At 60.6% G+C, this 25,923-nt stretch carries 19 protein-coding genes; 8 read left to right on the top strand and 11 right to left on the bottom strand.

Annotated features, from left to right (window positions below; all coding sequences use genetic code 11):
- Positions 1-69: 69 nt before the first annotated feature.
- Entirely contained in the window at positions 70-375 is a 306-nt protein-coding gene (locus K0H48_RS12705; protein ID WP_219267725.1) for a DUF2834 domain-containing protein, read from the bottom strand.
- Between the two features lie 83 nt (positions 376-458).
- Here K0H48_RS12705 and K0H48_RS12700 point away from each other — a divergent pair, with 83 nt between their 5' ends.
- Positions 459-1,241, top strand: coding sequence for a helix-turn-helix domain-containing protein (locus K0H48_RS12700; protein WP_219267724.1), 783 nt, complete (start codon positions 459-461; stop codon positions 1,239-1,241).
- A gap of 55 nt (positions 1,242-1,296) precedes the next feature.
- Positions 1,297-2,997, top strand: a complete 1,701-nt coding sequence (locus K0H48_RS12695) for an amidase (protein WP_219267723.1) — start codon at positions 1,297-1,299, stop codon at positions 2,995-2,997.
- Between the two features lie 154 nt (positions 2,998-3,151).
- Here K0H48_RS12695 and K0H48_RS12690 read toward each other — a convergent pair whose 3' ends face one another.
- From K0H48_RS12690 to K0H48_RS12680, 3 genes are read right to left on the bottom strand one after another with little or no spacing between them, the layout of a single operon-like run.
- On the bottom strand, positions 3,152-3,889 hold the full coding sequence (locus K0H48_RS12690) for a CPBP family intramembrane glutamic endopeptidase (protein WP_219267722.1): 738 nt from the start codon (positions 3,887-3,889) through the stop codon (positions 3,152-3,154).
- A gap of 7 nt (positions 3,890-3,896) precedes the next feature.
- Positions 3,897-4,367 carry a RidA family protein gene (locus tag K0H48_RS12685; RefSeq protein WP_219267721.1) on the bottom strand — a complete coding sequence of 157 codons (471 nt, stop codon included), beginning with the start codon at positions 4,365-4,367 and terminating at the stop codon, positions 3,897-3,899.
- The gene (locus K0H48_RS12680; RefSeq protein WP_219267720.1) at positions 4,364-4,582 is read right to left on the bottom strand and encodes a DUF6434 domain-containing protein; all 219 of its coding nucleotides are present in this window, start codon (positions 4,580-4,582) and stop codon (positions 4,364-4,366) included. The genes K0H48_RS12685 and K0H48_RS12680 overlap by 4 nt, the downstream gene beginning before the upstream one ends.
- A 259-nt stretch (positions 4,583-4,841) precedes the next feature.
- Here K0H48_RS12680 and K0H48_RS12675 point away from each other — a divergent pair, with 259 nt between their 5' ends.
- Positions 4,842-5,273 (top strand): nuclear transport factor 2 family protein, encoded by a 432-nt coding sequence (locus K0H48_RS12675; protein ID WP_056860201.1) that lies wholly within the window; start codon positions 4,842-4,844, stop codon positions 5,271-5,273.
- A 16-nt stretch (positions 5,274-5,289) separates the two neighbouring features.
- Here the strand turns inward: K0H48_RS12675 and K0H48_RS12670 are convergent, their stop codons facing one another.
- A complete protein-coding gene (locus tag K0H48_RS12670; RefSeq protein ID WP_219267719.1) occupies positions 5,290-6,615 on the bottom strand; it encodes a PLP-dependent aminotransferase family protein in 1,326 nt (441 codons plus the stop codon).
- Between the two features lie 88 nt (positions 6,616-6,703).
- Here K0H48_RS12670 and K0H48_RS12665 point away from each other — a divergent pair, with 88 nt between their 5' ends.
- Positions 6,704-7,594 (top strand): DMT family transporter, encoded by an 891-nt coding sequence (locus tag K0H48_RS12665; RefSeq protein WP_219267718.1) that lies wholly within the window; start codon positions 6,704-6,706, stop codon positions 7,592-7,594.
- Here K0H48_RS12665 and K0H48_RS12660 read toward each other — a convergent pair.
- Entirely contained in the window at positions 7,591-8,160 is a 570-nt protein-coding gene (locus K0H48_RS12660) for a YceI family protein (protein ID WP_219267717.1), read from the bottom strand. The genes K0H48_RS12665 and K0H48_RS12660 overlap by 4 nt on opposite strands.
- Positions 8,161-8,284: 124 nt before the next feature.
- Between K0H48_RS12660 and K0H48_RS12655 the strand changes: the two genes are divergently transcribed.
- The 4 genes from K0H48_RS12655 (at position 8,285) to K0H48_RS12640 (ending at position 11,436) form a co-directional block, all read left to right on the top strand.
- Positions 8,285-8,779 carry a PaaI family thioesterase gene (locus K0H48_RS12655; protein WP_219267716.1) on the top strand — a complete coding sequence of 165 codons (495 nt, stop codon included), beginning with the start codon at positions 8,285-8,287 and terminating at the stop codon, positions 8,777-8,779.
- A gap of 44 nt (positions 8,780-8,823) precedes the next feature.
- A complete protein-coding gene (gene yghX, locus K0H48_RS12650; RefSeq protein WP_219267715.1) occupies positions 8,824-9,711 on the top strand; it encodes a YghX family hydrolase in 888 nt (295 codons plus the stop codon).
- A gap of 400 nt (positions 9,712-10,111) precedes the next feature.
- Positions 10,112-10,912, top strand: a complete 801-nt coding sequence (locus tag K0H48_RS12645) for a crotonase/enoyl-CoA hydratase family protein (RefSeq protein WP_257626933.1) — start codon at positions 10,112-10,114, stop codon at positions 10,910-10,912.
- A 230-nt stretch (positions 10,913-11,142) separates the two neighbouring features.
- On the top strand, positions 11,143-11,436 hold the full coding sequence (locus K0H48_RS12640) for a DUF3077 domain-containing protein (RefSeq protein WP_219267713.1): 294 nt from the start codon (positions 11,143-11,145) through the stop codon (positions 11,434-11,436).
- Between the two features lie 255 nt (positions 11,437-11,691).
- Here the strand turns inward: K0H48_RS12640 and K0H48_RS12635 are convergent, their stop codons facing one another.
- The 5 genes from K0H48_RS12635 to K0H48_RS12615 form a co-directional block, all read right to left on the bottom strand.
- Positions 11,692-11,991: a hypothetical protein gene (locus K0H48_RS12635; RefSeq protein ID WP_219267712.1), complete on the bottom strand. Its 300-nt coding sequence runs from the start codon at positions 11,989-11,991 to the stop codon at positions 11,692-11,694.
- A 106-nt stretch (positions 11,992-12,097) separates the two neighbouring features.
- Positions 12,098-12,580: an RDD family protein gene (locus tag K0H48_RS12630; protein ID WP_219267711.1), complete on the bottom strand. Its 483-nt coding sequence runs from the start codon at positions 12,578-12,580 to the stop codon at positions 12,098-12,100.
- A gap of 75 nt (positions 12,581-12,655) precedes the next feature.
- A complete protein-coding gene (locus tag K0H48_RS12625) occupies positions 12,656-13,048 on the bottom strand; it encodes a DUF2846 domain-containing protein (protein ID WP_026013838.1) in 393 nt (130 codons plus the stop codon).
- Between the two features lie 750 nt (positions 13,049-13,798).
- On the bottom strand, positions 13,799-24,154 hold the full coding sequence (locus K0H48_RS30940; protein ID WP_219267710.1) for a filamentous hemagglutinin N-terminal domain-containing protein: 10,356 nt from the start codon (positions 24,152-24,154) through the stop codon (positions 13,799-13,801).
- A 30-nt stretch (positions 24,155-24,184) separates the two neighbouring features.
- Positions 24,185-25,897: a ShlB/FhaC/HecB family hemolysin secretion/activation protein gene (locus tag K0H48_RS12615; RefSeq protein WP_219267709.1), complete on the bottom strand. Its 1,713-nt coding sequence runs from the start codon at positions 25,895-25,897 to the stop codon at positions 24,185-24,187.
- Positions 25,898-25,923: the final 26 nt, after the last annotated feature.

The raw sequence follows: 25,923 nt of genomic DNA, 5'->3' as shown, positions 1-25,923 counted from the left end.
GCACCCCCGCTCGCCACAGTAAGCTCGCTCAGCCAGGGGAGCACGCAGCCAGCGTAGATAGCTAGCAGGTCATTCATCGCGCAGCCCATTGACGACGATATAAAGCAGCGGCCCCACCGAAACAAACACCGCCGTCAGCGCGAAATACGGCAGCACAGACACCACCGACCGCCCGCGCCCGCGCGCATCCCGATACATCCACACACACGCCAGCACCGCCATCAGGTACAGATCGATGACCACCTGCGCGGTGTCCGGCCGCGACATCAATTGCCGCCCGAAGGCCAGCAGCGATTGCTCGGCGGTGAGCAGCGTCGCCAGCGTGTACAGCGAAAATCCAACTAACCCGACCAGGGCAATAAAGGGTCTGTGCATGGTCTCGTCCTTGAAGTGAATGAAGCTCACGATAGTGATAAGGTCTTGGCCCTCGCAATGACCTCACAGGTTATAAACCCACTATGCAAAGTACTGCCGGCGACCAGCTGCGCCAACTGCGTCGCCTCGCCAAGCTGAGCCAGCTGGACCTGGCCCTGATCACCGGCGTTTCGCAACGCCACCTCAGTTACATCGAAACCGGTCGCGCCAAGCCCAGCCCCGGCACGCTGCACAACTTATTGACCGCGCTGGATGTGCCGCTTGAGCAGTGCAATCGCGTGTTCCTCGCCGCCGGTTACGCGCCACGCTACACCGCCACCCCGCTCGCCTCACCGGCCATGGCCGCGATTCGCGAAGCCGTCAGCCATGTGTTGCACGCCAACAACCCGGCCCCGGCGATTCTGTTGGACAGCCAGTGGCAAGTGCTGGCGGCGAATGCCAGCACCGGCGTTCTGTTTCAACTGGTGGGGCTTGAACCGGATGCGGCAGACGGGCTGAACCTGCTGACCACGCTGCTGCAAACCGGCGGCTTGGGCGACCACCTGATCAACGCCGAAGAGATCCGCACACTCGCCTGGCAACGCGCCAGCCGCGAGGCGCTGGGCAATCCTGAATTGGCGGTTTTATTAGCGAACCTGCCGACGCCTACCAACTGCGAACTGCCCGAGGAAATGCCGCCCCTGATGCTGACGCGCATCCGCTCACCCCAGGGCAAGCTGAGCTTTTTGTCGACCTTCACCACGTTCGGCATGCCCCAGGACATCACCCTCACCTCGCTGCGTATCGAGCATCTGATTCCGGCTGACGAGCCGACGTGGCAAGTCATGCGCGCCGCCTATGCGGAGCATGCCGCGCTGGTTTTGTGAAATATCTGTCCGTAGACTGCCGCCATACCTCCCACTTGAAGGCGGCGAAAAAAACGTGATGCAAGTTACCGAAGTCTCCATTGCCCAACTGCGCGCGGCGCTTGAAACCGGCCAGACCACTGCCGTTGAACTGGTAAACGCCTACCTGGCGCGGATCGATGCCTATGACGGCCCGCAGACCGCCACCGCGTTGAACGCCGTGGTGGTGCGCAACCCCGAAGCCCTTAAAGAAGCCGAAGCGTCCGATGCGCGCCGGGCCAGGGGCGAAACGTTGGGGCCATTGGACGGCATTCCCTATACCGCCAAGGACAGCTACCTGGTCAAGGGCCTGACGGCCGCATCCGGCAGCCCGGCCTTTGCCAAACTGGTTGCGCAACGCGACGCCTTCACCATCGAACGCCTGCGCGCGGGCGGCGCCATCTGCCTGGGCAAAACCAATATGCCGCCGATGGCCAATGGCGGGATGCAGCGGGGTGTGTATGGCCGCGCCGAAAGCCCTTACAACGCCGACTACTTGACTGCACCGTTTGCCTCCGGCTCGTCCAACGGCGCGGGTACCGCCACGGCGGCCAGCTTCGCCGCCTTTGGTGTGGCTGAAGAAACCTGGTCGAGCGGGCGCGGCCCGGCGTCCAACAACGGTTTGTGCGCCTACACGCCGTCGCGCGGGGTGATTTCGGTGCGCGGCAACTGGCCGCTCACGCCGACCATGGACGTGGTGGTGCCCTATGCACGCACCATGGCCGACCTGCTGGAAGTGCTCGATGTGGTGGTCGCCGAAGACCCCGACACCCGTGGCGACCTGTGGCGCCTGCAACCCTGGGTGCCGATCCCGAGCGTGGCGTCGGTGCGCCCCGCTTCCTACGCCGACCTGGCGGTGAGCAGTGAAGCCCTTGCCGGTAAACGTTTCGGCGTGCCGCGCATGTACATCAATGCCGACCCCGAGGCGGGCACCAGTGAAAGGCCCGGCATTGGCGGACCGACCGGGCAGAAGATCAACACCCGCGCCAGTGTGATCGACCTGTGGGCAGATGCACGCCTGGCGCTGCAAGCTGCCGGTGCTGAAGTGATCGAGGTGGATTTCCCGCTGGTGTCCAACTGCGAAGGCGATCGCCCTGGCGCGCCGACCGTGTTTACCCGTGGGCTGGTCTCCAAAGAGTTTCTGCACGACGAATTGTGGGAACTGTCGGCCTGGGCTTTTGATGACTTCCTGCGCGCCAACAACGACCCGGCGCTCAACCGTTTGGCGGATGTCGACGGGCTGAAGATTTTCCCGCACGACCCAGGCACCCTGCCCAACCGTGAGGATGACCTGGCCGCCGGCATGGACGAATACGTGCGCATGGCCGAGCGCGGCATCACGCCGTGGAACGCGATCAGCACCGTGCCGGACGGCTTGCGCGGCCTGGAGCAAACCCGGCGCATCGACCTGGAAGACTGGATGGACACGCTTGGGCTGGATGCGGTGCTGTTCCCCACCGTGGCCGATGTAGGCCCGGCGGATGCCGACGTGAATGAAGCCAGTGCCGACATCGCCTGGAGCAATGGCGTGTGGGTCGCCAACGGCAACCTCGCCATCCGCCACCTCGGCGTGCCGACCGTCACCGTGCCGATGGGTGTGATGGCCGACATCGGCATGCCCGTCGGCCTGACCTTTGCCGGCCGGGCGTACGATGATTCGGCGCTGCTGAGCTTTGCCAGCGCGTATGAGGCCACCGGCAGCAAACGCCTGATCCCGCCGCGCACACCGCCGTTGTAAAAATAGTGGGAGCACTGATCGTTCCCACGCTCCGCGTGGGAACGCATTCTGTGACGCTCCGCGTCACGACTTCAAGAGCGGACGCAGAGCGTCCAGGGTTGCATTCCCACGCGGAGCGTGAGAACGATCAGGGCGATCAGGGTTGTGTTTAATATCAGGCCATGTAGGGCACGGCGATCAGCAGGATGGCGGTGCCGTGGGCCAGTGCTGCGGGCAGTACGCCGTAACGCATGCGCACTAACGCACAGGCCAACCCTTCAAGCAGGGTGAACAGCAACACCGGCCAGCCCAGTTGAGTAACGCTTAAAGCCAGGAACGCATGGCAGGCTGCAAAGGCCACGCCGCTGATCAATGCGGCGCGCAGGGGCGAGAGCTGTTGCTCCAGGTAACCCTGCAAAAAACCACGAAACAGCACTTCCTCCAACGCATTGGCGCCATAGGCCAATACCACCATGCCCGGCAGCCACACCCAATAGCCGTGGAACTCGGACGCCTCGATGCCTTGGTAAACCCGTAGCGGCACGCCGATCAAACAGCCGACTACAAGCCCCACCACCATGCCAACCATCGGGTTGCCAATGGACCAACGCATCAACCGCCACAACTCCGGTGCCAGGCGTGAGAGCAGCATGATCAGCAAAACCGACAGCCCGCCCAGCGCCGCCAGCACGAAGGCATTGCCACTGAATGCGATCTGCGCATCGCGGCTCACCGCCCACATACCCAGCGGCGTCATCGCATCACGCATCAGCACAAACGCCGCCAGCAGGATCAGAATGCGCATCGCCACCTGCGCCCTTGGCGTCAACGCGAACCACGCGCCAAACAGCAACAGACCCGGCGCCAAGTGCACGCCGTAGTCGATCAGTACCTCAAGCCCTTGGGTGATCATCGCGAATTCAACCGTGTGCGACAGCAATCATGTCGATCTCAACCGCCGCCGATTTAGGCAGTTGCATCACCCCCACCGAGGTGCGTGTATGCACACCGGCAGCACCGAGGATTTCGTGGAACAGGTTCGATGCACCGTTGGCCACTTCGCTCTGCTGATCAAAGTCTTCTGCGCTGCGCACATACACGGTGATACGCGCGATGGCTTTGACCTGGTCCAGCGAACCCAGCGCCTGCTTGAGCAACCCCAGGCAACGCAACGCGCTGATACCGGCGGCGATTTGCGCCTGGGCCAGGGTCAAGCTTTCACCGACCTTGCCCGGCAGCATAAGGGTGTCGCCGACACGCGGAATCTGGCCGCTGATATACAGGTGGTTACCATCGCGTACCAACGGCGTGTAGTTACCGCCGACTTTGAACTCTTCCAGCAGGTAGCCAACGCGCTCCTGGGCAGCCTGGTATTTTTCGTCGCGGGTCATGGGCGTGCGTCCTCGTTGCGGCGTTGCCACTCATCCACCACATCGCCCAAGGTTTTGGGCGAGTCGTTGCGGATCCAGGCCATGAACGGCCGGTCGAACTTGAATGCCGGGCCGCAGTGTTCAAGCATGAAACGGCGAACGTTCTGGGTATTTTTGTAGTGTGGGGTCACGGGAGTGGCGCGGGTGATGGCGTCGCTGTGCCAGTCAAAATCCATGTTGTCTCTCGGGGCGGTTTGTTATTTGCGCAGTAGCATAGCGACCGGCTTATCGGGCTGGAAGCGACAAGGCGCGTCGCCCGCACTTATTTGATGTGTTGGGACGTCGTACAAGAAACCAATTTCTTTATAACCCTGCCAAGCCTAATCTTTTCAAGATATTTCAAAATTTCACTTTCCTTCTTCCTCGAAAATATTGCATGGTTGTACGACGACTATAGCTGTCGTGTTCACCCCCAACAACAATAAGGAAACACCCATGCCAAACGTCAAAGTGCTGATCGGTTTTCTGTGCCTGTTCACCGGCTACGTCGCAGCTGCGCCTGCCCCGGCCGAAAAGGATGTGGCCCAAGCGGTCGACCAACTGACCCAAGCCATGCTGCACCTGGACCTCAAGGCGCTGCACGCCCTGACCTCCGACAAACTCACCTATGGCCACTCCAGCGGCAAGGTGCAGAACAAAGCGCAATTTATCGCTGACTTGGAAACCCACACCAGCGCATTCAAAACCCTCGAAATGCAAAACCAGACCATCACCCTGGACGGCGACACCGCGCTGGTGCGCAACCATTTTCACGCCCTGGCCGTGAACAGCGGCGTCGAAGTGCCGACCGATATCGACAACTTCCAGGTCTGGCAGAAACAAAAAGGCCACTGGCTGCTGATCGGGCGTCAGGCTTACAAATACTGATGCCAGCCGGTGCGGCTCACCACCGCACCGCTTCCCGGACCTTCAGCAGCGCCGCGCCCAACGCGGCCATGCTCACCGAACCCAGTGCCAGGCGCAGCGCGTGCGGCACCGTCGCCGAGACGGCAAACGGCTCGGCGGTAGACACGGAAATCTGCTCGCGTTGCAAGGCCATGGCCACCTGATCGGCCCGCGTCTCGTCCCCCAGCGGCAACCACAAAAAATACGAACACGGGTGGCTGATGTAAGGCACGCCCTTGAGCAGCTGCGCAGCCAAGGCTTGGCGTGCCCGTGCGTCCTGGCGCTTTTGTGCTTCGAGTTGCGCGACCGTTCCGTCCTCGATCCAACCCACCGCAATCGCGCTCATCACCCCTGGCACGTTCCAGGTAGTGGCCATGATCGTGCGCTCCAGTTTTTTTACCCAGGCTGACGGCGCGGCGATAAACCCGACGCGCAAACCCGTGGCGACGCTTTTGGATAACCCGCCCACATACACCGTGCACTCAGGCGCCAAAGTAGCCAGCGGCGGTGGCGCGTCTTCGGCCAGGAACGCGTAGGCCGCATCCTCAATCAGCATCAGATGGTGCTCACGCGCGATGGCAATCAGTTGCTCGCGTTGCGCAAGGCTCATCACCCACCCCAACGGGTTATGCAGGGTTGGAATGCTGTACACCGCACGCACCGGACGCTTGCGGCACAGCGCGTGCAGGAACGCCAGATCCGGACCGCTGGCGGTGACCGGGATGGCGACGATTTCCAGGTGCAAAGTTTCGGCCAACACCTTGAAGCCTGAATAGGTCAGCGCATCCACAGCAATCACATCCCCAGGCTTGAGCAACGCCATCATCGTCACTGCCAGGCCGTGCTGGGCGCCGCTGACCAACAGCACCTGCTCCGCCTCAACCGCCAGGCCTCGGCTCAACAGATGCCGCGCCACAACGGCCCGCTCATGCAAGCGACCGGCATGCGGCTGGTAACGCAGCAACGCTTCTAGGTCGCCCGACAGTGCCAATTGGCGCAGAGCGGTGCGCAGCAGGTCTGCCTGACCGGGCAGCGAGGGGTAATTGAAATTCAGGTCGAGCATGCCGGTGGCCACATTCATCTGCCCACTGCCCTGCCCCGGCGGCAAAGCGATTTCGCGCACAAAGGTGCCGCGCCCGGTTTCGCCGCTGACCAGGCCCATGGCTTCAAGCTCGGTGTACACCCGGCTCGCGGTGACCAACGCCAGGCCATGCTCGGCGGCCAATTGCCGGTGCGTGGGCAGACGTGTACCGGGCGCCAGTGCGCCGCTGCGGATGTCCTGGGCAAAGGTGTCGACCAGCGACTTGTAGCGGGCGCGCGGCATAGGCTATGTATCCATGACAATTTTTTGATTGTCTTAATCTTGGTCCCTAGGATGGCGTTTACGCAACCACCTATTTCGAGCCCTCACCATGCAACGCACCTCAAGCCTCACTGCGTCGGACACCAGCACCCAAGGCTGGATCAACGGGTTTATCGGCGTGGTCATCTTCAGCGGTTCACTGCCAGCTACGCGCCTGGCGGTGATGGAGTTCAACCCGGTGTTTCTGACCATGATCCGCGCCGTCATCGCCGCCGTGCTCGGTTTGCTGTTGTTGTGGTTGTTCAGGGAGAAACGCCCTGCACCCCAGCAATGGGGGCCGCTGGTAATCGTCGCCCTGGGTGTGGTGATCGGTTTTCCGCTACTTACGGCTTTGGCGCTGCAATACGTGACGTCCGCGCACTCCATCGTCTTCATTGGCCTGCTGCCGCTGGCCACCGCCGTGTTTGGTGTACTGCGTGGCGGCGAGCGGCCGCGCCCGGTGTTCTGGGTGTTTTCGATTCTCGGCAGCCTGCTGGTGATGGGCTACGCGGTTGGCCAGGGCTTGAGCGCCGCGCCGGTTGGTGATGTGCTGATGCTGTTGGCCGTATTGGTGTGCGGCCTGGGGTATGCCGAAGGCGCCAAGCTGTCGCGCAGCCTGGGCGGCTGGCAGGTGATCTGCTGGGCGCTGGTGGTGTCGTTGCCGGTGGTGGCGCCGTTGAGCGTGATGCTGGCGCCGGCCACCCTCACGGGCATCAGCCTGCCGGCGTGGCTGAGCCTGGGCTATGTGTCGCTGTTCAGCATGCTGATCGGCTTTGTGTTCTGGTATCGCGGCCTGGCCCAGGGTGGCATCGCTGCGGTCGGCCAGTTGCAGTTGCTGCAACCGTTTTTCGGCCTGGCGCTGGCGGCGGGCCTGCTGCATGAGCAGGTCAGCCTGGGCATGCTGCTGGTCACGGTTGCGGTGATCGGCTGTGTGGCCGGGGCCAAGCAGTTCGCCCGCTAGCGTTGCGGCGCAACCATCTTGAATTTGATGTTGATGTCATCAGAGACCACGCTGTTGCCCGCCCATTCGCCCTCACCAATCTTGAAGTCGCCGCGCTTGAGGATGAACGCGCCGTCAAACACACCGATGCCACTTTGCTCCTTGAGCACCACATCAATATCCACCGGCCGCGTGATGCCCTTGATCGTCAGGGTGCCGCTGATTTTGTAGCGGTTATCGCCCAGCGCTGTGGCGCCGTTGGACTCATACACGCCCACAGGATAAGCCGCGGTGTCGAACCACGCCGGTTGCTGCAATTGGGTATTGGCATCCTGGCTGCCGGCGTCGATGCTCGCCAGTTGGATCTTGAGCAACGCATGCGCCGCGTCGGGCTTTTGCGTGTCAAAGGTCAGGGTGCCTTCAAAGTCGCTGAAGGTGCCGTACACGCGCTGCCCGAACTGCTGGAAGGTAAAACTGATCTGGCTGGCGGTGCGGTTGACGTCTTTGTACTCCACGGCCTGCGCGCTGCCGAGAAACACACTAAGGAGGACCACCAGGCTTACAAACAGGGGCATTCGACGCTTCATGCAACACTCCGCAAGACAAATGAACAGATGTGCTGAGCTAACACGCCATGCCATGGTTTTATTCCCTTTCGCAGCGTGCCCTGCTAAACAGAGTAGTCGCCAAAACAAACAATAAGGACTTTGCATGCACACCCCTTCCCTGCAGGACATCACCGCGCCCGAAGGTATCTGCTACGGCTGCGGCGGCAGTAACCCCCATGGCCTGCACATCAAAAGCCGTTGGGATGCCGATGGTGTCCACGTCATCGCCGAGCACCTGCCCGAAGCCCAGTACAGCGGCTGGCCCGACCTGGTCTACGGTGGCCTGATCGCCATGCTGGTCGACTGCCACTCCAACTGGACGGCCATGGCCTACCACTACCGCAACGAGCAGCGCGAACCCGGCAGCCTGCCGCGCATCGACTGCGTGACCGGTAACCTGGGCATTAAATTCATCAAGCCCACGCCCATGGGCGTGACGCTGACCCTGCGCGCGCGAGTTGAAGGCGACGTGGGGCGTAAAAGCCGCGTGGTCTGCGAGGTGTACGCCGGTGACGTGCTCACCGCCCTCGGCGACTCGGTGTTCGTGCGCGTCGACACCCGGCAACTGTCGGATTCCGCCCATGGCCGCGAACGTTGATCCTGGTCTACAGTGATGACCACCGCTAATCGAGGACTGCTCCGATGACTCGTCTCACCGCGAAAGACTTTGCCCCCGAACTGCTGGAACTCTACGACGGCTACGCCCACGGCAAACTCAACCGCCGCGAATTTCTCGACCGCGCCGCGCTGTTCACCTTCGGCGGCCTCACCGCCTCGGCCCTGCTGGCGGCCCTGAGCCCCAACTACGCGCTGGCCGAACAGGTCAAATTCACCGACCCGGACATCGTCGCCGACTACATCACCTACCCTTCGCCCAAAGGCAACGGCACCGTGCGCGGCTACCTCGTACGCCCGGCCAAGGCCAGCGGCAAACTGCCCGCCGTGGTGGTGGTACACGAAAACCGAGGCCTTAACCCCTACATCGAAGACGTCGCCCGGCGCCTGGCCAAAGCCGGCTTCATTGCCCTGGCACCCGACGGCCTCACCTCCGTGGGCGGCTACCCCGGCAACGATGAAAAAGGCGTGGAACTGCAACAAAAAGTCGACCCCACCAAACTCATGAACGACTTCTTCGCCGCCATCGAATGGCTGATGCACCACGACAGCAGCACCGGCAAAGTCGGGATCACCGGCTTCTGCTATGGCGGCGGCGTGACCAATGCGGCGGCGGTGGCGTATCCCGAACTGGGCGCAGCGGTGTCGTTTTACGGCAGGCAGCCGGAAGCGAAGGATGTGCCACGCATCAAGGCGCCGATCATGTTGCATTACGGCGAGCTGGACACGCGAATCAACGAGGGTTGGCCGGCGTATGAGCAGGCGTTGAAGGCGGCGGGCACGACCTATGAGGCGTTTATTTATAAGGGTGCCAATCATGGTTTTCATAATGATTCGACGCCGAGATATGACGAGGCGGCGGCGAATCTGGCGTGGGAGCGTACGTTGGGCTGGTTCCGCAAATACCTGGCCTAGCGCCCTTTCAAACTGTGGAAGCAGGCCCGGCCCTATCGCAGGCAAGCCAGCTCCCACAGTTGGATTGGGGGGTGTCAGGCAACACCTATCTACTGTGGGAGCTGGCTTGCCTGCGATGGCGGTCTATCAGCACCCAATACTTTGGCTGACACCCAAAGCAACCCAACCACTATTCCACCCCGGAATAAATGTTAGTCCCGCCCACCGCCTACAGCTGCCTCACTGCGCCCTCTAACCTTCCTGGCACGGAAAACCATCCGCACAGCCCACGCCAGAGAAGGAAGTATCGATGCAAAGACTTTTCCACAAGATCGTCATGTTTTCAGCCCTTTCTCTGCTCACGGGAGCTGTACTTGCACAATCTGCCGACAAAACCGAACCACTCCCCAACGCAGTCACAATGCTCGATATTTCAACAACCCCCTCTCACAAGATTACCGTCGAGCGCCGCGGCCAGATCGTACTGATTGGCATCAACCGTCCCGACATCCAGAACCGACTCGACCCAGAAGCCTATCTGGCCCTCGCCAAGGCCTACTACGACTACGACCATGACCCGTCACTGCGCGCCGCCGTATTGTTCGGGCATGGCGACAACTTCTCCCAGGGTCTTGACGTTGAGGGCTTTAAAGCCGTCGCCAGCGCTGGCGGCGTAACCCTCGGCGACGGGCAGATTGACCCGCTCGGCAAAAAAATGCCCGGCCTCACCAAACCACTGATCGTCGCGGTACACGGCGACACCTGGAACATGGCGCACGAACTGTTCCTGGTCGCCGACCTACGCGTCGCGGCAAACAACACCAACTTCGGCCAAGACGAAAATACCCACGGCCGTTACCCAGGCGGTGGCTCCACAGTGCGCTTCGTGCGCGAAGCCGGCTGGGGCAACGCCATGCGCTACATGCTCACCGGCGATCATTGGTCAGCCCAAGAGGCCTACCGCATGGGCACCGTCCAAGCGATCGCCGACCCACAGCCCGTCCTCGACAAAGCCATTGAGCTGGCCATCAAGATCGCCGCCAACGGCCCCTTGGGAATCAAAGCCACCCTGGCCTCCGCACACCGCGTGATCGACCCCGCGCAAGCCGACGCGCTGTCCCAATTGGATGTGCAACGCTCGACGCTGTACAAATCCAAGGACTTCCAAGAGGGGCGCAAGGCGGAAGCCGAAGGGCGACCGGCTGTTTATCAAGGAAATTAGACCTGGCTCGGGAATGCCCGATGCCACGATTTAGAGTGTGGGTGCTGGCTGATCGACATGCAGTGTCAAAGGCCAGCAATCCATATCCCTTTAACGTGCAGGAAGCTTCCTAAGCAGCCCTTTGACCTTGCGCCTGCTCATGCCACTGGCTAGCCTGTACGCTGTCGCTGCCTATCAGCGAACAGGTGTGGAAACCTGAAACAAGTAGGCCCCTTATCAGGAGCTTATGCATGAGCAATTCAACACGCTTCACCCCCAGCCGCGAAATATTTGAACGCGCCCTGAGACACTACCTGCAACCCGCCTCACCGCAGCCCTTTGCCGTGCACCACGACCTCAGCTTCGAAGACGCCCTCGCCCAACTCTGCGACCTGCTGCGCTGCGCAGCCGCCACCGCGGCCGACACCACCCAAGGCCTGACGGGCGATCAACGCCACATGGCCGGTGCCACCGAACACCTGATCGACATGGCCCAATCCCTGGCGGACCGTGCACTGGAGTGCCTGCAACCCAAAACCTACTGACACACCACAAACCAACTGTGGGAGCTGGCTTGCCTGCGAAGGCGGTGTGTCAGTGCCGGATTAATGGCTGATACACCGACGTAGACAGCAAGCCGAACTGAGCACTTTCCCTCATGAGCCAACTTGCCGACTCAGGAAGGCTTTTTCAACAGTTGTAACTTAATGAGTTTTAGAAGGAAGAATCGGGGATTCCTCAGGTTCTGATCCCAGTTTTTCCTTCCAAATTCGCCTCTTTCTTTAAAACTTTTAGTACCATCAAACATCCTGCGCCAATATATTTATAAACCTATCAAATGCCTGATAAACAGACTCCCCCTCTTCCGGAGAGAGCAACGCATTCATAACCTGATAATCAATGGTCAAGTCATATATATCAATACTTACCCAACCCTTAGACCAAAACTCGACAGTCCCTAGCTTATTGAACCCTTCCAGTTCTATCCTTTCAAGGTCACCAAAATCTCCATCAGCAAATGATGAGTACTCTAGAGAAAACCCCTTCAAAAATGGTTTTACGTTTTCATCAAACCAAGAGCTATCCATAAGAGCTTTCACTTCTTATCTAGAATCTCTATATAAAAAAGGGTACAGATTTTTTCTCCATGCTTAGAAAATAGCAGCCTGCAGATAGGTGGAAAATAAATTTGTTCCCTACTCCGCATCAAGCAGTGCCGGGCTTCCCGTCGTCATAGATGTCGGCAAGACTGCGTACCTTGGTCAAGTTGCCGGTTTGAATCACGATGGTCTTGGCGAACATATCGCCGAGGCGGGTTCTGGACTCAAGAAAAATCCACACCCAGTCGATGATCACCAGCACCCCGGCATTGCGGGTGAATGACTGAGAAATGCGGCAGCCCTTACGGGTTTTACGGTCGACGACCGCGATGCTGAGCAAGCGCTTGCCCAGGCTCTGGCCATTGGGCAGCGCGTCTGCGAGCAAGAGGTAGGCAAAACCTGCGAAAAACGCCGCAATGAACCCGCCCTTGGCCGTCACGGCGGGGACGGACGCCGACAGCACCTCGGCGCCGAACTTGACGATGAAAAAGATCAGCACCGCGATGCCAGAGTCGATGATTCGGGCCAGCAGGCGACGGCCGATGCTGGCCAGAATAGTCGGCCGTTTAGCGGGGGTAATTGCGTCCATACGGTGTCACTCCGACTTATGTAAACAGCAACAACGGCCAAGCTCAGCGCCCGGCCGCCTCAAGCGCTTTTTAACTCACTTGCTTTCTTTTGCAATGGTACCCAACGACGCGTCCTTGACCAGATAACGGCCTTCCACATCGCTCAGCACTTTGAGGCTGTTGCGCGCCACGGCGAAGCCCATTTCGACTTCCTGCTTGAGGTAAACCACCTCACCGGCCTTGACGTTGATCGGCATGTCCGCCCAGTTTTCAGCTTTGGAACTGATCACGTGCTGCCCCGGCGACACGAAGAAATAAATGTACTGGTTACCACGGTTGTAACCCATCTCCGAGTCGGCTTCCTTGTCATCCAGGAACACGTTGAACCGCACCATCATCCCCACGTTGCTTGGGCGCACGACATACACCAGGCCTTTATCGGCGACGGCGGCCTTGGGCAACGAGTAGTTCGCCACGTCAGCCTGCATCTTCTCCACCGACGGCGTCGAGGAGCAGCCAAACAGCGTGGCCAGGGACAATACAACAGCAGCTTTGCAGAATAGCTTGATCATGTACTTCTTCCTTGTGGTGTGACGGTAGAGCGAGTTGAGAGCGCCGGCGATTGGCCGGCGCGGGTTCTTTGATGCGTTTAATCATCGCCAGGGTATCGGCCGCGGGGACGAATACGTGAAGCGTTGTGCGTGGCCAAGACTTTGATGCCTTGCGGGGGGTTGGGCGCGGGGCTTGTAGTCCGGCCCGTCGCCCATATGGCGATCAGGTTTGGCGACCTAACAAGAAAGTGCAAAAGCAACCCGCTTCTTTTATTTAGTTTTCCGAGGTTCTTTGTTGCTTAAATAAATCGGTCTCTTTTTCGATGAGGTATGCCATCAAGCTCAGAGCTTAGGGGGAATTTGTGGGGATCCCTTAGGATCCCGCCCGCTTTTACTTCAACTAAATTTTAATAAAAACAGAGTAAGCCGGACCAAGCTCATTTCTCAAACATTCGACCAATAGCTCTCCCTCCAGCTTAAACTTACGTTCTAACCCTTCGTTCTTGAAGCCCGAGTTTGGCGGGTAATCAGGATCCAATGTTTCATCGTAAGTAGCAGCCCATTCTAATAGCCGAACCTGGAGCTCTTCAGATATCGGTAGTTCGCTAGGAGCTATATCCCGATATTCACCAGGGGACATATTCCAAAGAGGATAACACTGATAATCCGCCATCAACTTTATATCTTTCACTTGACACTACCCCTTGGATTCGCACCGACGATGAATCCGTTTCCTCCCACAGTCACAGCGATGTGCTGCGTCTGCCCGTTAACTGTTAGCTCATAAATTGGCCGCCCAGCTCCGGTGCCTTGATAACCAACGAGCTTACCCTCAGAAACTGCCTTCATTACAACCCCTGGAATCTGAGCATTCGACACTCCCATCTGAGCGAACTGACTACCATGCTCCTCGATAATGTGTTGCAACCCCGCTTTTGAGTTTCCAGTCTCTAAGAAAAGAACCTGTCCGCTAGGACTTCGAGCCGTTGCAACAACATTTTCAGGGGTAAATTTCACGCCCTTAGCAGATAATTCATCAAGCAAAGATTTGTTCAGAGCACTTTTTGCTCCAGCAGACTCAGCTACGACCTTAGCGCCAGCCCCCAGCCCTCCCGAAAGAACGATACCAGCAACTTCCGCATTCGTAGCTTGGGTCGTTTTCTGCACCGTCAGGCGTAGATCATCCTGATTTTTATCTATGAAGCCTTGAACAATCTCCTTCTCCTTCGGATTCAGATCACCGCTAACGTCATAGGTGTCGAGTGCTTTCGTACCACCTTCGACATCCGTTCGCAACGCATTACAGCTTGAGTAATCCTCGCAAGCCAGCATCTGTCTGCCGGTTTTAGTATCACTGAAGCCGTCATATTTCGCGGTGACCTTCGATCGACATGCATCGGGATCTCCCGCCCCCCGACATCCTTTTAAGTCTTTCACCAAATCATCTACTTCTGGATGATTCAGATAGTTGTACTGGGTCGCAGTGCCTGCTACCCATGCCCCCGTCTGCAGGCTTTTCGCATCAGCACCATCTAGTACCGATGCCGCAAGCACACCAATCAACTGCGAGTTCATGACCAGCAAACCTTTCTTCTGGTCATCGGGCATGGCGGCGTAGTTCTTGGCGAGGCTATCTACCAATGCTTCAGTTACGCCAGCTGCCAGCGCGCCTGTGCGGAAGTCGCCTCCAGAAGCCTCTGCTGCCAACCCGCCCATCAAGGCATGCAACCCAATCTTGGTAATGCCACCCTCTGTAAACCGGCCCTTGGAAACATCCCCGACCAGGTTAAATCCATAAGCTGCAAATGCATTAGCCAAGCTATTTTGCAACGCGTCCCCAAGACGGGCTTCCCCTCCGAGCGCGCGATCCACCAAGACTGATGTTCCGTTTTGCAGTGCTTGGTTGGCCGTGAACTGCCCCACACCTTGCCAAGTGCTCAACGGACTTGTGGTAGCTACCGCGCCAGTGTTGGGTAGTGCGGTGGAAGTACCGGTCTGGGTGCTGGTCCACTTGTCATAAACACCAGCAGTCAAGCCAGCAGTGACACCGGACACCACATAGCCCCTCATAGCATCGCTCGAAGTTACATCCTTCAAGACAGCGCCCAGGTTGCCACGGTTATTGATGGTGCTGATTGCACCGTTACTCGCCATGCCGCCGAGAACGACGCTGCCCGCAGCATTGGCCCAGCCCGCAGCAGAGGTAGCGGTGGCTGCAGCCGTCGCCCCTGCCATCGACGTCCCCGTCCCTGCAGCAGCAATTGCACCGCTGGCGGCACCCATCGTGAAGTACGTCACGATGATTGCAATGATGATTTGCGCGCCTGCGCCTAAGCCTGAATTGCTATATTTGAAACTTTCATGCAGCTCTTTAACCTGGCGCCAATCCACATCTCCGCGCTTCTCGGCCTCTTTCAGCCAAGCCAACTGCGGGTCGGCTTTAACCATCGCATCAATCGTCTGGCTAACCGTATTCTGATCGATCTGCTTGATATCAATCTTCAAGCCATCGACGGCTTTAATCACGACGTTGCCTTCTGCAACCATCTGCGTCTGGCGTAGAGTCTCGTCGGTGTTGCCCTTGCCCTTGGAGCTAGTCCAGGCGAGGTCACCCTTGCTCTTGGTGTGGCTCTCGTCGTGCAAATCCTTCACCGCCTCAAACGTCACCGCCCCACCACTGACAATCGCAATATCCCCGCCACTGTCGAGCTTCGCCGCTTGATACTTCTGGTCCCCGCCGCTTTGCAACGTCAGGTCGCCACCGGTCTTGATCTCACTCCCCACATTCGTCACCTGGGTGACTTCATCGCGCTGGGTTTTCTTGCTGCCCCAACCGCCCTTTTTGCTCATGTCGTACAACGAATAGTTGCTGTCTTGCGCGGCCAGCAGGCTCAGTTCGTTGTCGGCGTGTACGTAGGCTTCGTTGCCGGCGCTGATTTTGCTGGCGACCAGGGTCAGGTCGGTGCCGGCGATGGCGATGAGGTCGCCGCCGGCTTTGAGTTCGGCGCTTTGTTGGGTGACGGTGTCGAGTTGGGTGGTGGTTTTGGTGCCGCCTTTTTTGCCTTTGGAGTAGTCGTGTTGTTCGTTGGCGGCAGCGGCCAGGGTCAGGTTTTCGCCGGCTTTGACGCTGAGGTCTTTGGCGGCGCTGACGGTGCTGGCGACCACGGCGATGTCGCGGCGGGCGTCGATGGCGAGGTTGCCGCCCACGTCCACGTTCGAGCCGTATTGCAGGGTGGTTTGCTCGGTGCCTTTGACGCGGCGGCGTTGGTAGGCGTAGTCGTCCTGTTCGGTCTGGCTGGCGATGACCACGTCGCGCCCGGCGGTCACGCTGGCGTTGCCACCGGCCTTGAGGTCGCTGCCGACGTTGAGTACATCGCGCCCGGCGTTGAGCTTGAGGGTGTCGGTGGCTTCGAAGCGCGAGGCGTCGCTGGCCACGTCGTTGCGCAGTTGGTAGCCCTCGCCTTCTTGCTTGAAGGTGGTGACGGTGCGCTCGTTGAGGATGTCGCCGGTCACGGCGGTGGCGCTGATGTCGCGGGCGTTAATGATGCCGCCACCGGTGTTGCGGATCGAGTCGGTGGCGAGCATTTCCAGGCGGTTGCCGGCTTGCATCAGGCCGCTGTTGTCGATGTTGCCGGCCACCATGCTCAGGTTGTTGGTGGCGCGCAGGGTGCCGCTGTTGTGCAGGTCGCCGCCGGTGATCAGGCTCACGTCCTGGCCTTGGATCAGTGCGCCGTTGGGCGCCAGGCGGTTGTTGGCCTGGGCCAGGTAGAGCACTGGGGTCAGGACTTTTTGGCCGTTGACCTCGGCTTCTTCCATCCACACGATGTCGTGGGTCAGCGCCGCGACTTGCTCGGCGGTCAGCGACACGCCGAGTTGCAGCTTGAGCGAGTCCTTGTAGCTGATGGCGTTGTCCATCAGGTAACGGAACAGCGCGTCGTCACTGGCGATGCCATCGATGTAGCGCTGGCCGGTGCGGGCCACCACGGCTTCGCGGATCAGGCGTTGCTCATAGAGACCATCGCCCAGGCGTTTCCAGGCGGTATCAGGGTTGTAGCCCAGTTTGCCCAGCAGGTAATCGGAGCTCATGAACTGCTTGAGGTCGGTGAGCGCCGGGTTGGTTTCGATCAGGTATTTGTGGCTATTGTCGACCGCGGCGATTTGCGGCAGCCCTTGCACGCGGGTTACCGACGGCGCGCGGCTGTCCAGGTTCAGCGGGCCTTGGCCGGTGACCGCGCCGCTGAGTGGCTGGCCATCGACGCTGAAACCACGCTCTTGCACGGCGCTGTAGTCCAGCGGTTTTTCGCGGTCTCTGTCGGCAATCTGGCGGCCGCCGACGCTGAAGTCTCCAGTGCCAGTGGAGGCGCTGGCGGCGCTGTCCGTCTTGGCCTGTTGGCCGCTCAGGCGGAACAGACCGTTCTGGCCGGTGGGCAGGCTGAAGCCAGGCAAGGTGGCCGGGTTGACCTGGCGCTGAGCCAGATCTGGCGGCAGTTGTGCGGTAATCGCCGGTTTCACCGTGGAGGCGAACACGTCGGAGTTGGTGTTGTGGTTTTGCGCCGGGGCCTTGATGTCGGTGGCGTTGGGGCGAATCACGCTGTTGTCGATTTTTTGCGTGGCGTTGACCGTCACCGAGCCAGCCGCCTGAATCACCGCCTGGGCAATGACGCTGCCGGCGGTCGGCACTACGTAAGTGCTGGTTTCGTAAAAGTTACCAATGCCGGCCATGATCTTGGCCAGGGTCATCTCACCTGGGCGGTAGTCGCCGGAGTTGGGGTTGTTGTAGACGTTGAACTGGTTCTGGCGCTCCATGAAGGTGTTGTAGAAGCTGCGGTCACGGGTATAAAAGCCCGAATTCAGGTGCACTTCTTCACCGCCGGCCGCGCCACGGTTGGTCAGCACGTCGGTGTTGATCAGGATGTTTTTGGCGGCAGACACCGAGCTGTAGAGGTTATCGAAGGTCTGGCTGCCGACGGTCAGGTCCCCACCGGCGTTGATGAACGCCGAGGCCGAGCTGCCGACCAGCACGTCTTCGTATTTCTCTACGGAGGTGAAGTACAGCTCGCAGCCTTTGCCTTTGCAGAAGTCGTTGGAATAGATATCGAGGTTGCCCGAGACCAGTTTCTTTTGCGTGCTGAACTGGTCGCGGCGGTTGCTCAAAGTGTCGGCCAGCAGGCGCATGTTGCCGGCGCTTTCCAGGCTGCCGGAGACGTTTTCGATCAGGCTGCTGCGCGCACCCGCATCGTCGCGGGCAATGTCCAGGCCGCCGAGGCTGTAGACGTCGCCGTAGTTGTTGCGCACATCGTTGGCGCGCAAGGTCATGTCGTTGCCGCTGAACAGCAGGCCCCTGTCGTTGAGCAGGTGGGTGGCGTTGAGGCGGACTTTTTCCGCGCCGCCCAACGTCCCGTAGTTGTTCAGGGTGGTGGCGTTTACCGTGAGGTCGCCGAGGGCGGTCAGGCGCCCGTGGTTGGTCAGGGTGCTGCTGTTGACCTGGGTGACCGCGCCGCCGGCAATGCGGGCGTTTTCGCCCAGGCCCATGCTGGCGCTGGTGAGGGTCATGGCGCCGAGGCTGCTGACCCGGCCGTTGCCGCTGTAGCCGCCGCTGAGCGTGAGGTTGAGGCTGCCGTCACTCGCCAGCAGGCCGTCGTTGGTCCAAGTGTCGCCGGTGCCGGTCAGGCTTTGTGCGCCCAACAACTGGCCGCTGGCGGTCTGGGTGAATTGGCCGATATCGAGGTTCAAGCGCCCGGCCTGGATCACGCTGCTGTTGGTCCAGCTCGCTGCCTTGATGTTTAACTGGCCGTTGGTGACAAAGCTGCCGCCGGCACGGGTGACTTGATCAGACGTCAGGTCGAATTTGCCGCTGCCGGTGTGCACGATACGGCCACCGTTGTTGTCGAGGTTGCCGGCTTGCAGGTTGAGATTTTCGTTGGCACTTTCCAGCGCGCCGGAGCGGTTATCGAACAGCCCCGACACGTTGATATCGGTGTTGCCCGCGCGGCCCATGGCGCGTAGGTTGCCACCGGCGTTGTTGAGGGTTTGCGCGGCAAGGCGCAGGGTGTCGTCGCTTTCGATCAGGCCGAAGCGGTTGCTCAAGGTGCCGGTGAGGCCGAAGTCTATGTTGCGGGCGCCGACCTTGCCGCCATTATTGGCCGCCGTGCCCTGGTTATCGAAGTCTGCGGCCGTGACCTTGAGCAAGGTGTTGGCATACACGCCGCCGCCCTGGTTGTTCAGGCTGCTGGTGACAATGCGGTTTTCACCGCCCAGCGCCGACAGGTGCCCCAGTTGGTTGAGCACACCGCCCTTGGCGTCGATATCCAGCGATTGCGCCTGGGTGATGCCGCCGCCGTTGTCGAACAAGCCACTGACCAGTTTGATCCAGCCTTTGCCGCTGTTGAGGATGCCGCCGTTGGTGTTGGCCACGTTGGCCGCGTTCAGGTCCAGGTTGCCGCTGAGGCTGTCGACTCGGCCGCCCTGGTTGTTGAGGGCGCCGCTCAGACGCAGCAAGTTGTCGGTCTGGCTTTGTAAGGTGCCCTGCTGGTTATCGAGGGTGCGTGCGGCAAGCTCAAGCTTGCCCTTCTGGCTGTAGATCAGGCCGTCTTGCTGGTTGTTGACGTCACCGGCCAGCAGTTTGATCAGCAGGTCCTGCTGGCTGGCGAGGGTGCCTTTGCCACTGTTGTTCAAATCGCCGCTGGCGAGCGTCAGGTCAAGCCGGTTTTGGCTGACCAGTTGGCCGCCACGGTTGTCGAGGCTGGCGGCGTTCAGCAGCAACGCGCCGCCACTGGCCAGGCGCGCATTGTTGGCGTTGATCAGTGCACCGCTGAGGGTGCCTTGCAGGGCGCCCTGGCTGATCAGTTGGCCGGCGCTGTTGTCCAGGCTCTGGCCGATCAGGTTGATGTTGGCCGCGCTGATCTGGCCGCCACGGTTGAGGATCTGGCTTTGGGCGTGGTTGAAGCCCAGCGATTGGCTGGAAGAAATCAAGCCGTTATTGCTGTTATCCAGGCGCCCGGCAATGCTCAGGCCCACATCGCCCTGACTGGAGATGATGCCTTGGGCGTTGTTGAGGCTCGCCGCGCTGAGGGTTTGCAGACCCTGGCTCACCAGAGCGCCCGCCGCGTGGTTATCGAGGCCGCCGCTGAGGTTGACTTGCAGGCTGCCGTTTTTGCTCGACAGCGTGCCTTCGGCGCTGTTGTCGAGGCTGCCGCCGGCCACGGTCAAACCGTTCCAGCCGGAGATCAGGCCTTTGTTGGCGTTGATCAGGGTGTTCGCCTCAACGCGCAGTTGATCGGTACTGAGGATGACCCCGCGATCACTGTTGTCGATACGCTGGGCCGCTACGCTGAACCCTATATTGCTGGAGATTTCGCCTTGATCGCGGTTGGTGAGGTTGGCCAGGCGCGCAAAGCTCAGCGGCCCTTTGGCGCTGATCAGGCCGGCGCTGTTGTCGAGGTCGCCGCCTTGCAGGTCGAGCGCCACAGCGCGCTCGCCGATCAGGCGGCCCTGGCGCTGGATCAGCTGTTGCACCACCAGTTGCAGGTTGCCCTTGGCCGAGATTTCACCGCCAAGGCTCGAGTCCACACGCTGCCCCGCCAAGCTGAGGTCGCCCTGGCTGTTGATCAGGCCCGCCGTGTTGTCGAGGTTGGCGACGTTCAGGCTCAAGGCCTGCTGGCTGCCGATCACGCCGTTGCGGTTGCTCACATCGGCCGCAGTCAGTGTGAAGCTGCCATCGCTGACCAGTTGCCCGCCCTGGCTGTTATCCAGCGCGCCGGTGCTGAGGGTTTGGCGAGTGCCGGCCGAGAGCCGGCCTTTGTCGCTGTTGTTCAATGCGCCCGCCGTTGCATCCAGCGTGGTCGCCGCGCTGATCAGGCCCTGATTACGGTTGTCCAGGGCGCCAGCGACCTTGAGGTCCACAGCGCCACGGCTGGCAATCGCGCCACCGGCCTGGTTGTCAAGGCTGCCCGCCGCCACCTGTAAGAGGTTCTTGGCCGACACCACGCCTTCGACGCTGTTATCCAGCGCCTGGGCGATGCGCACCTGCAAGCTGTCGCCACTGATGACTTTGCCGCCACGGTTGTTCAGCGTGTCGGCCACCACCGCAAAGGATTGCGTGCTGGAAAGCTCGCCGCCCTGGCTGTTGTCGACGCTGCCGAGGTTGCGCAGCAGTAATTGGCCGGGCGTGGCAATCAGGCCGTGGTCACGGTTGATCAGTTGCCCGTGGTTCAGGTCCAGGTCGATGGCGGTATTGCTGACCAGTTCACCGCGGTCATGCTGGTCCAGCCCGGTAAGGTTTGCCTGCAGCGCGGACTTGGCGAAGATCGAACCTTGCTGGCTGTTGTCCAGTTGCACGGTTTTAAGCAGGATTCCGGCGTCACTGCTGATACTGCCGCGCTGGCTGTTGTTAAGGCCCGCACTGCGCAGGTCAAGCTGTTGTTTGGCGCTGATTACACCGGCCTGGCTGTTGTTCAGGGTGCCGGCATTGAGGGTTAACGCGCCGTCACTGAGTAACACGCCCTGCCCTTGGTTAAGCAGATCGCCGCTCAGGTTGATGTTCACGCCCGTTTGGCTGATCACGCGGCCGCCCAGGCTGTTGTCCAGTTGCGCGCCGTTCAATTCCAGGCCTTGGCGCGCCGCCAACAGGCCTTTGTTCTGGTTGAGCAAGCGCTGCACGGTGAGCACCAGGCCGCCGTCACCAATGACCTTGCCGCCACTGTTGGTAAGTTGATCGGCACCCAGCCGCACGCGGGCCTGGCTGGAGATTTCACCTTGCTGGTTGAGAATGCTCGGGCTGTACAGGTCGACGCCACGGGTGGCAGCGATGAGGCCGCCGTTGCGGTTATCCAGGGCGGTGCCGGTAAAACTCAGCACGCCTTCGCTGACCAATTCGCCGGCTTGTTGGTTGAGCACCCCGACGGTTGCCAGCAGGTCGCCCTTGGCGCTGATCCGCCCGGCACCGTTTTCGATTTGACTGGCGCTGAGGCTCAGGCCGCCGTCGCTGCTCAGTCGGCCACCAGTGCTGTTGTTGAGGCTGGCGAGTTCGACGCGGGTATTGGCCTTGCTGCTGATCACGCCTTGCTGGCTGTTGTCGACGCTGCCGCCGGTGAGGGTCATCGCCCCGTCGGCAATCACCAGGCCGCCCTGGTTGGCCAGGGTATCGCCGTGCAATACCAGGGTGTTTTTACTCGATACCAGCCCGGCCTGGGCGTTGTTGAGTTGGCCGACGCTGACCTGTTGGGCGCCCTGGCTGACCAGGTTGCCTTGATTGTGGTTATCGAACAGCCCGGTGATGTTCGCGGTCAGGTTGCCCTGGCTGGCAACGGTGCCTTGGCCGCTGTTGTCCAGGCTGGAGGCTTGCAGGGTCAGCAGGCTGGTGGCCGAGAAGATCCCCAGGCGGTTGTCGATTGCGCCGCTGGCGAGCACATTGAGGTTGGCACCCAGCAGTTTGCCGGCGCGGTTATCCAGGGTGGTGGCGGTAACGCTGGTTTGGTTGGCGGAGATTTCGCCTGCCTGGTTGCTCAGTAGGCCGGCAGTTACATGGGCCTGTTGCTGGCTGGCCAGCAGGCCGTTGTCATTGCCCACTTGCCCGGCAATCAGCGTCAGGGAATTGAGGCCGATCACGCGGCCGTTCTGGTTTTGCAGGGTGGCCGCAGTGACGTCGGTGCTGTTGTCGCTGTGCAACACACCACCGGTGCGGTTATCCAGGCCCGTGGCATTGACCTTCAGCGATGCCGTGCCCAGCACGCGACCGCCACGGTTATCCACTTGGCCAGCGTTGACCACTGCGGTCGCGCCGCTCAAGGTCGCGTTCTGGTTGTCGAGGTTGTGTGCAGCCGTCACTGTCAGGGTGCGGCTGGCGACCACGCTTTGGGTATTTTTAAGGCTGCCCGCAGACACGCTGACATCGCCGTTGGCATTGCGCGTTTCATCGGCGTTGACGCCCGCTTCGATGATCCCGTTGTTGGTGACCTGGCCATTGCTGGCCAGGGTGATGCTGTCGCGGGCGGCGAGGCTCTTCTGGTTGACCAGCGCCTGGGCGCTGGTGACCTGCACGTTGTTACCGGCGTAAACCTTGTCGGTGAGGTTGACGCTCTGCACGGTGACGTTGATGTTGCCGGTGGCCGCTGTCTGCGCCAGGCTCAAGTGGCCGTTGGCATCCAGCTGAATATCGCCGCCACTGGCCGCCAGGGTGCCGTCGAGCTTCACGCCCACACCGGCTTCGGTGCCCACCAGTTTGATCGCACCGGCGTACATGCCGCCCAATGCCGACGAGTCGATCGCCAATTCGGGCTTGGCGCTGCCGTCATCGGCACGTGCCGTCGCATTCAAGGTCTGGGCGTTAACGTCGTTGCGCCCGGCAACCACGGTCAAGTTACGCGCGTTGATCTGGGCATTGATCCTGGCTGAGCGGGTGATGATTTCGAAGCGATCCACGTTGCTGGCGTTCAAACCCTGGCCGTCGATGGTCACGGCGCCGCCATCGACCTGGTAACGGTCCAGGCGGCCGTTGTCGAGCACCGGTTTGCCGGTGGTGAGGGTCACATTCGGCGTATTGATGAACCCGCAGCCGCTGCAAGTGATGCCGTAAGGGTTGGCCACGATGACCTTGGCCGACTGCCCCGCCACTTCGGTGTAGCCCCGCAACTGGCTGGGGCTGCCGCCGTTGACTTCGTTGAGGATGATATTGGCCGCGCGGCCCTGCAGGTTGGGGTTGCCGAGGATGATCCCGCCCAACTGGGTTGACTGCGTGATGGCGGTGGCGTTGTTGAGGATCACGCCATTGGCGCCGACGTTGTAGTCCTTGAACTGGTTGTGGGACAAGCCACTGCCATTGGGCGCGGCGATGTTCACCACCGGCACGCCGTTGCCGGCCTGGCCGACGCTGGTGCCCGGTGCGCTGACCACAATGCCTTCGGCCTGGGCCAGCAATGGCTGCCAGAACAGCGCATTGGCCAGGATCAGGGCCAGGCCACGTTTGGGCAGGCCCAGGAACGCGTCACGGCTTTTCAGGGCAGCCGAAGGCTGGCGAACAAGGAAGGCAAACTGGCGAACATCCATTTCAAATTCTCGATGCAACGGGGCGTTGAATTAGAGGAAAAAATCCATGCGGAAGTAGATCGGCGCTTCGCGCTCAAGCAGCGTGGCCGGTCGTTCCAGCGAGTGGGCAAAGGTCACGCTGGTGCTCACGTATTGGCCACGGGCAAACAGCTCCAGCGAGTTGCTCGAGACCCGGCCGTGTACCTCGCCGTTGTAGCGCGCATTGCGAATCACGCCCTGGTCATAACCGACACTGGCGCCGTACTCGCCAAACACTGGGCGCAGCCACTCCAGCGTCACCGGGCGGCTCCAGCGCAGGTCGTTGCGCCAGTAGCCGCCGCTGTCACCGTTGAGTTGCTGGTCTTTGTAACCGCGTACCGACGAAGAACCGCCCAGGCTCATGCGCTGCGGGCTGAATAGCACGTCTTCGCTGCGTTGGCCGGTGGCCAGGCTGGTAAAACTGAAAGACTCGCCCCACAGCCTGAACGGTTGCAGGTAGCTGACCGTGGCGGTGTATTTGCGGTAGCGCGCATCCGGCACGCCCGGGCCAGGGTTGTGATTGCCCTGGGCGTCGAACGCGCCGGTGCCGTTCTGCATGCCGACGTCGAGGTTGACGAAGGCGCTGCCAATGCGGCGCCCGTGGTTGATGCCCACTTGCAACTCACTGAGGCGATTGCTGCTCTCTTTGAGGTGGCTGTCGTTGATGTAGTTGTTGGTGCGCAGATGGGCCAGGCCCACGTTCACCGAGGTTTTGCTCAGGGCGTCGCGGTGGATCACCCGCTCGGCGCGCAACTGGTGGTTTTGGCTGTCGCCGGTTTGCTTGAAATCAAAGCCATCGCCCTGGGCCACCGAGCGGTAATCGCTCTGGTTGTAGCTGTAGCTGAAGTTCCACCAACCCCACGGCACGTTGTAGTAGAGCATGGCGTTTTTAGAGGTTTTTTGATGGTCGCTGATCGCGTCATGGCCGCCGCGCAGCACCAGTTGATCTGCCAGGCCGAGTGGGCTGTCCCATTCAAAGCCGGTGCCCCACTGCTGCTCGCCAGTGCTGCGCTGCCCATCGTTATTGCGCGACAGGCTGGCACGCCAGGGTTTCTGCGGGTTGTTCTTGACCAACACCGTGCTGCCGCCCACTTCGCTGCCGGGCGCCAGTTCCATTTGTGCCTGGTTGGATGGCAAACGGTTGAGCTGATCGATGGCTTGTTCAACTTCTCGCAAGTTGAGCAAGTCGCCGGTGTGGCCGGGAAACGCCATGGCCAGTTCACGCTCGGACAGCTTGCTGTTGTCAGCGCCTTTAACCCCCTCCAGCTTGCCTTCCACCACCAATACTTGCAGACGACCGCTGGACAGGTCTTGTTGCGGCAAGTAGGCGCGGCTGGTGACCAGACCTTTGTCGATGTAATAGTCGGTCACGCGCTTGAGCAATTCATTCAGCTGGGAAACGCCCAGGCACTGATTGACGTAGAGCTTGACCAGGCGCTCGCGCTCATCGACAGACAAGGTGTCGGCGCCCTTGAGTTCGATGTGCTGAATGGGGAAGCAACGGGTATCAACCGGGGTGGCGGGAGCCACCGGTTTCAGCTCTTTGCCGGGCAGGTCCTTGAGTTCTTCAAGACGCCGCTGCTGTTCTTCCAGCAGGCGGTTCTGCCGGTCACGAATCAGGTCCTGATCACCTGGATTAGTCGCAGCGAAGGCGCTGTTGTGGGCGCAGAGGCACAACACTGTCAGGCACAGTAATGGCCGAATCCATGGCGAGGACAAGTGCATATTCGATCCGTCGATAATTGAAGGCG

It is taken from the genome of Pseudomonas sp. Xaverov 259, assembly GCF_019352915.1.
In the GTDB taxonomy this organism is placed as follows: domain Bacteria; phylum Pseudomonadota; class Gammaproteobacteria; order Pseudomonadales; family Pseudomonadaceae; genus Aquipseudomonas.
This window is presented reverse-complemented; position numbering and strand designations above follow the sequence as displayed.

Excerpts from the sequence above, each read along its gene's own strand:
- K0H48_RS12700 (WP_219267724.1), top strand. The coding sequence starts at position 459 with ATGCAAAGTACTGCCGGCGACCAGCTGCGCCAACTGCGTCGCCTCGCC.
- K0H48_RS30940 (WP_219267710.1), bottom strand. The coding sequence starts at position 24,154 with ATGGATGTTCGCCAGTTTGCCTTCCTTGTTCGCCAGCCTTCGGCTGCC.
- K0H48_RS12670 (WP_219267719.1), bottom strand. The coding sequence starts at position 6,615 with ATGCCGCGCGCCCGCTACAAGTCGCTGGTCGACACCTTTGCCCAGGAC.
- K0H48_RS12630 (WP_219267711.1), bottom strand. The coding sequence starts at position 12,580 with ATGGACGCAATTACCCCCGCTAAACGGCCGACTATTCTGGCCAGCATC.
- K0H48_RS12680 (WP_219267720.1), bottom strand. The coding sequence starts at position 4,582 with ATGGATTTTGACTGGCACAGCGACGCCATCACCCGCGCCACTCCCGTG.
- K0H48_RS12625 (WP_026013838.1), bottom strand. The coding sequence starts at position 13,048 with ATGCAGGCTGACGTGGCGAACTACTCGTTGCCCAAGGCCGCCGTCGCC.
- K0H48_RS12655 (WP_219267716.1), top strand. The coding sequence starts at position 8,285 with ATGCACACCCCTTCCCTGCAGGACATCACCGCGCCCGAAGGTATCTGC.
- K0H48_RS12690 (WP_219267722.1), bottom strand. The coding sequence starts at position 3,889 with ATGATCACCCAAGGGCTTGAGGTACTGATCGACTACGGCGTGCACTTG.
- K0H48_RS12660 (WP_219267717.1), bottom strand. The coding sequence starts at position 8,160 with ATGAAGCGTCGAATGCCCCTGTTTGTAAGCCTGGTGGTCCTCCTTAGT.
- K0H48_RS12685 (WP_219267721.1), bottom strand. The coding sequence starts at position 4,367 with ATGACCCGCGACGAAAAATACCAGGCTGCCCAGGAGCGCGTTGGCTAC.
- K0H48_RS12640 (WP_219267713.1), top strand. The coding sequence starts at position 11,143 with ATGAGCAATTCAACACGCTTCACCCCCAGCCGCGAAATATTTGAACGC.
- K0H48_RS12645 (WP_257626933.1), top strand. The coding sequence starts at position 10,112 with ATGCTCGATATTTCAACAACCCCCTCTCACAAGATTACCGTCGAGCGC.
- K0H48_RS12675 (WP_056860201.1), top strand. The coding sequence starts at position 4,842 with ATGCCAAACGTCAAAGTGCTGATCGGTTTTCTGTGCCTGTTCACCGGC.
- yghX (WP_219267715.1), top strand. The coding sequence starts at position 8,824 with ATGACTCGTCTCACCGCGAAAGACTTTGCCCCCGAACTGCTGGAACTC.
- K0H48_RS12615 (WP_219267709.1), bottom strand. The coding sequence starts at position 25,897 with ATGCACTTGTCCTCGCCATGGATTCGGCCATTACTGTGCCTGACAGTG.
- K0H48_RS12705 (WP_219267725.1), bottom strand. The coding sequence starts at position 375 with ATGCACAGACCCTTTATTGCCCTGGTCGGGTTAGTTGGATTTTCGCTG.
- K0H48_RS12665 (WP_219267718.1), top strand. The coding sequence starts at position 6,704 with ATGCAACGCACCTCAAGCCTCACTGCGTCGGACACCAGCACCCAAGGC.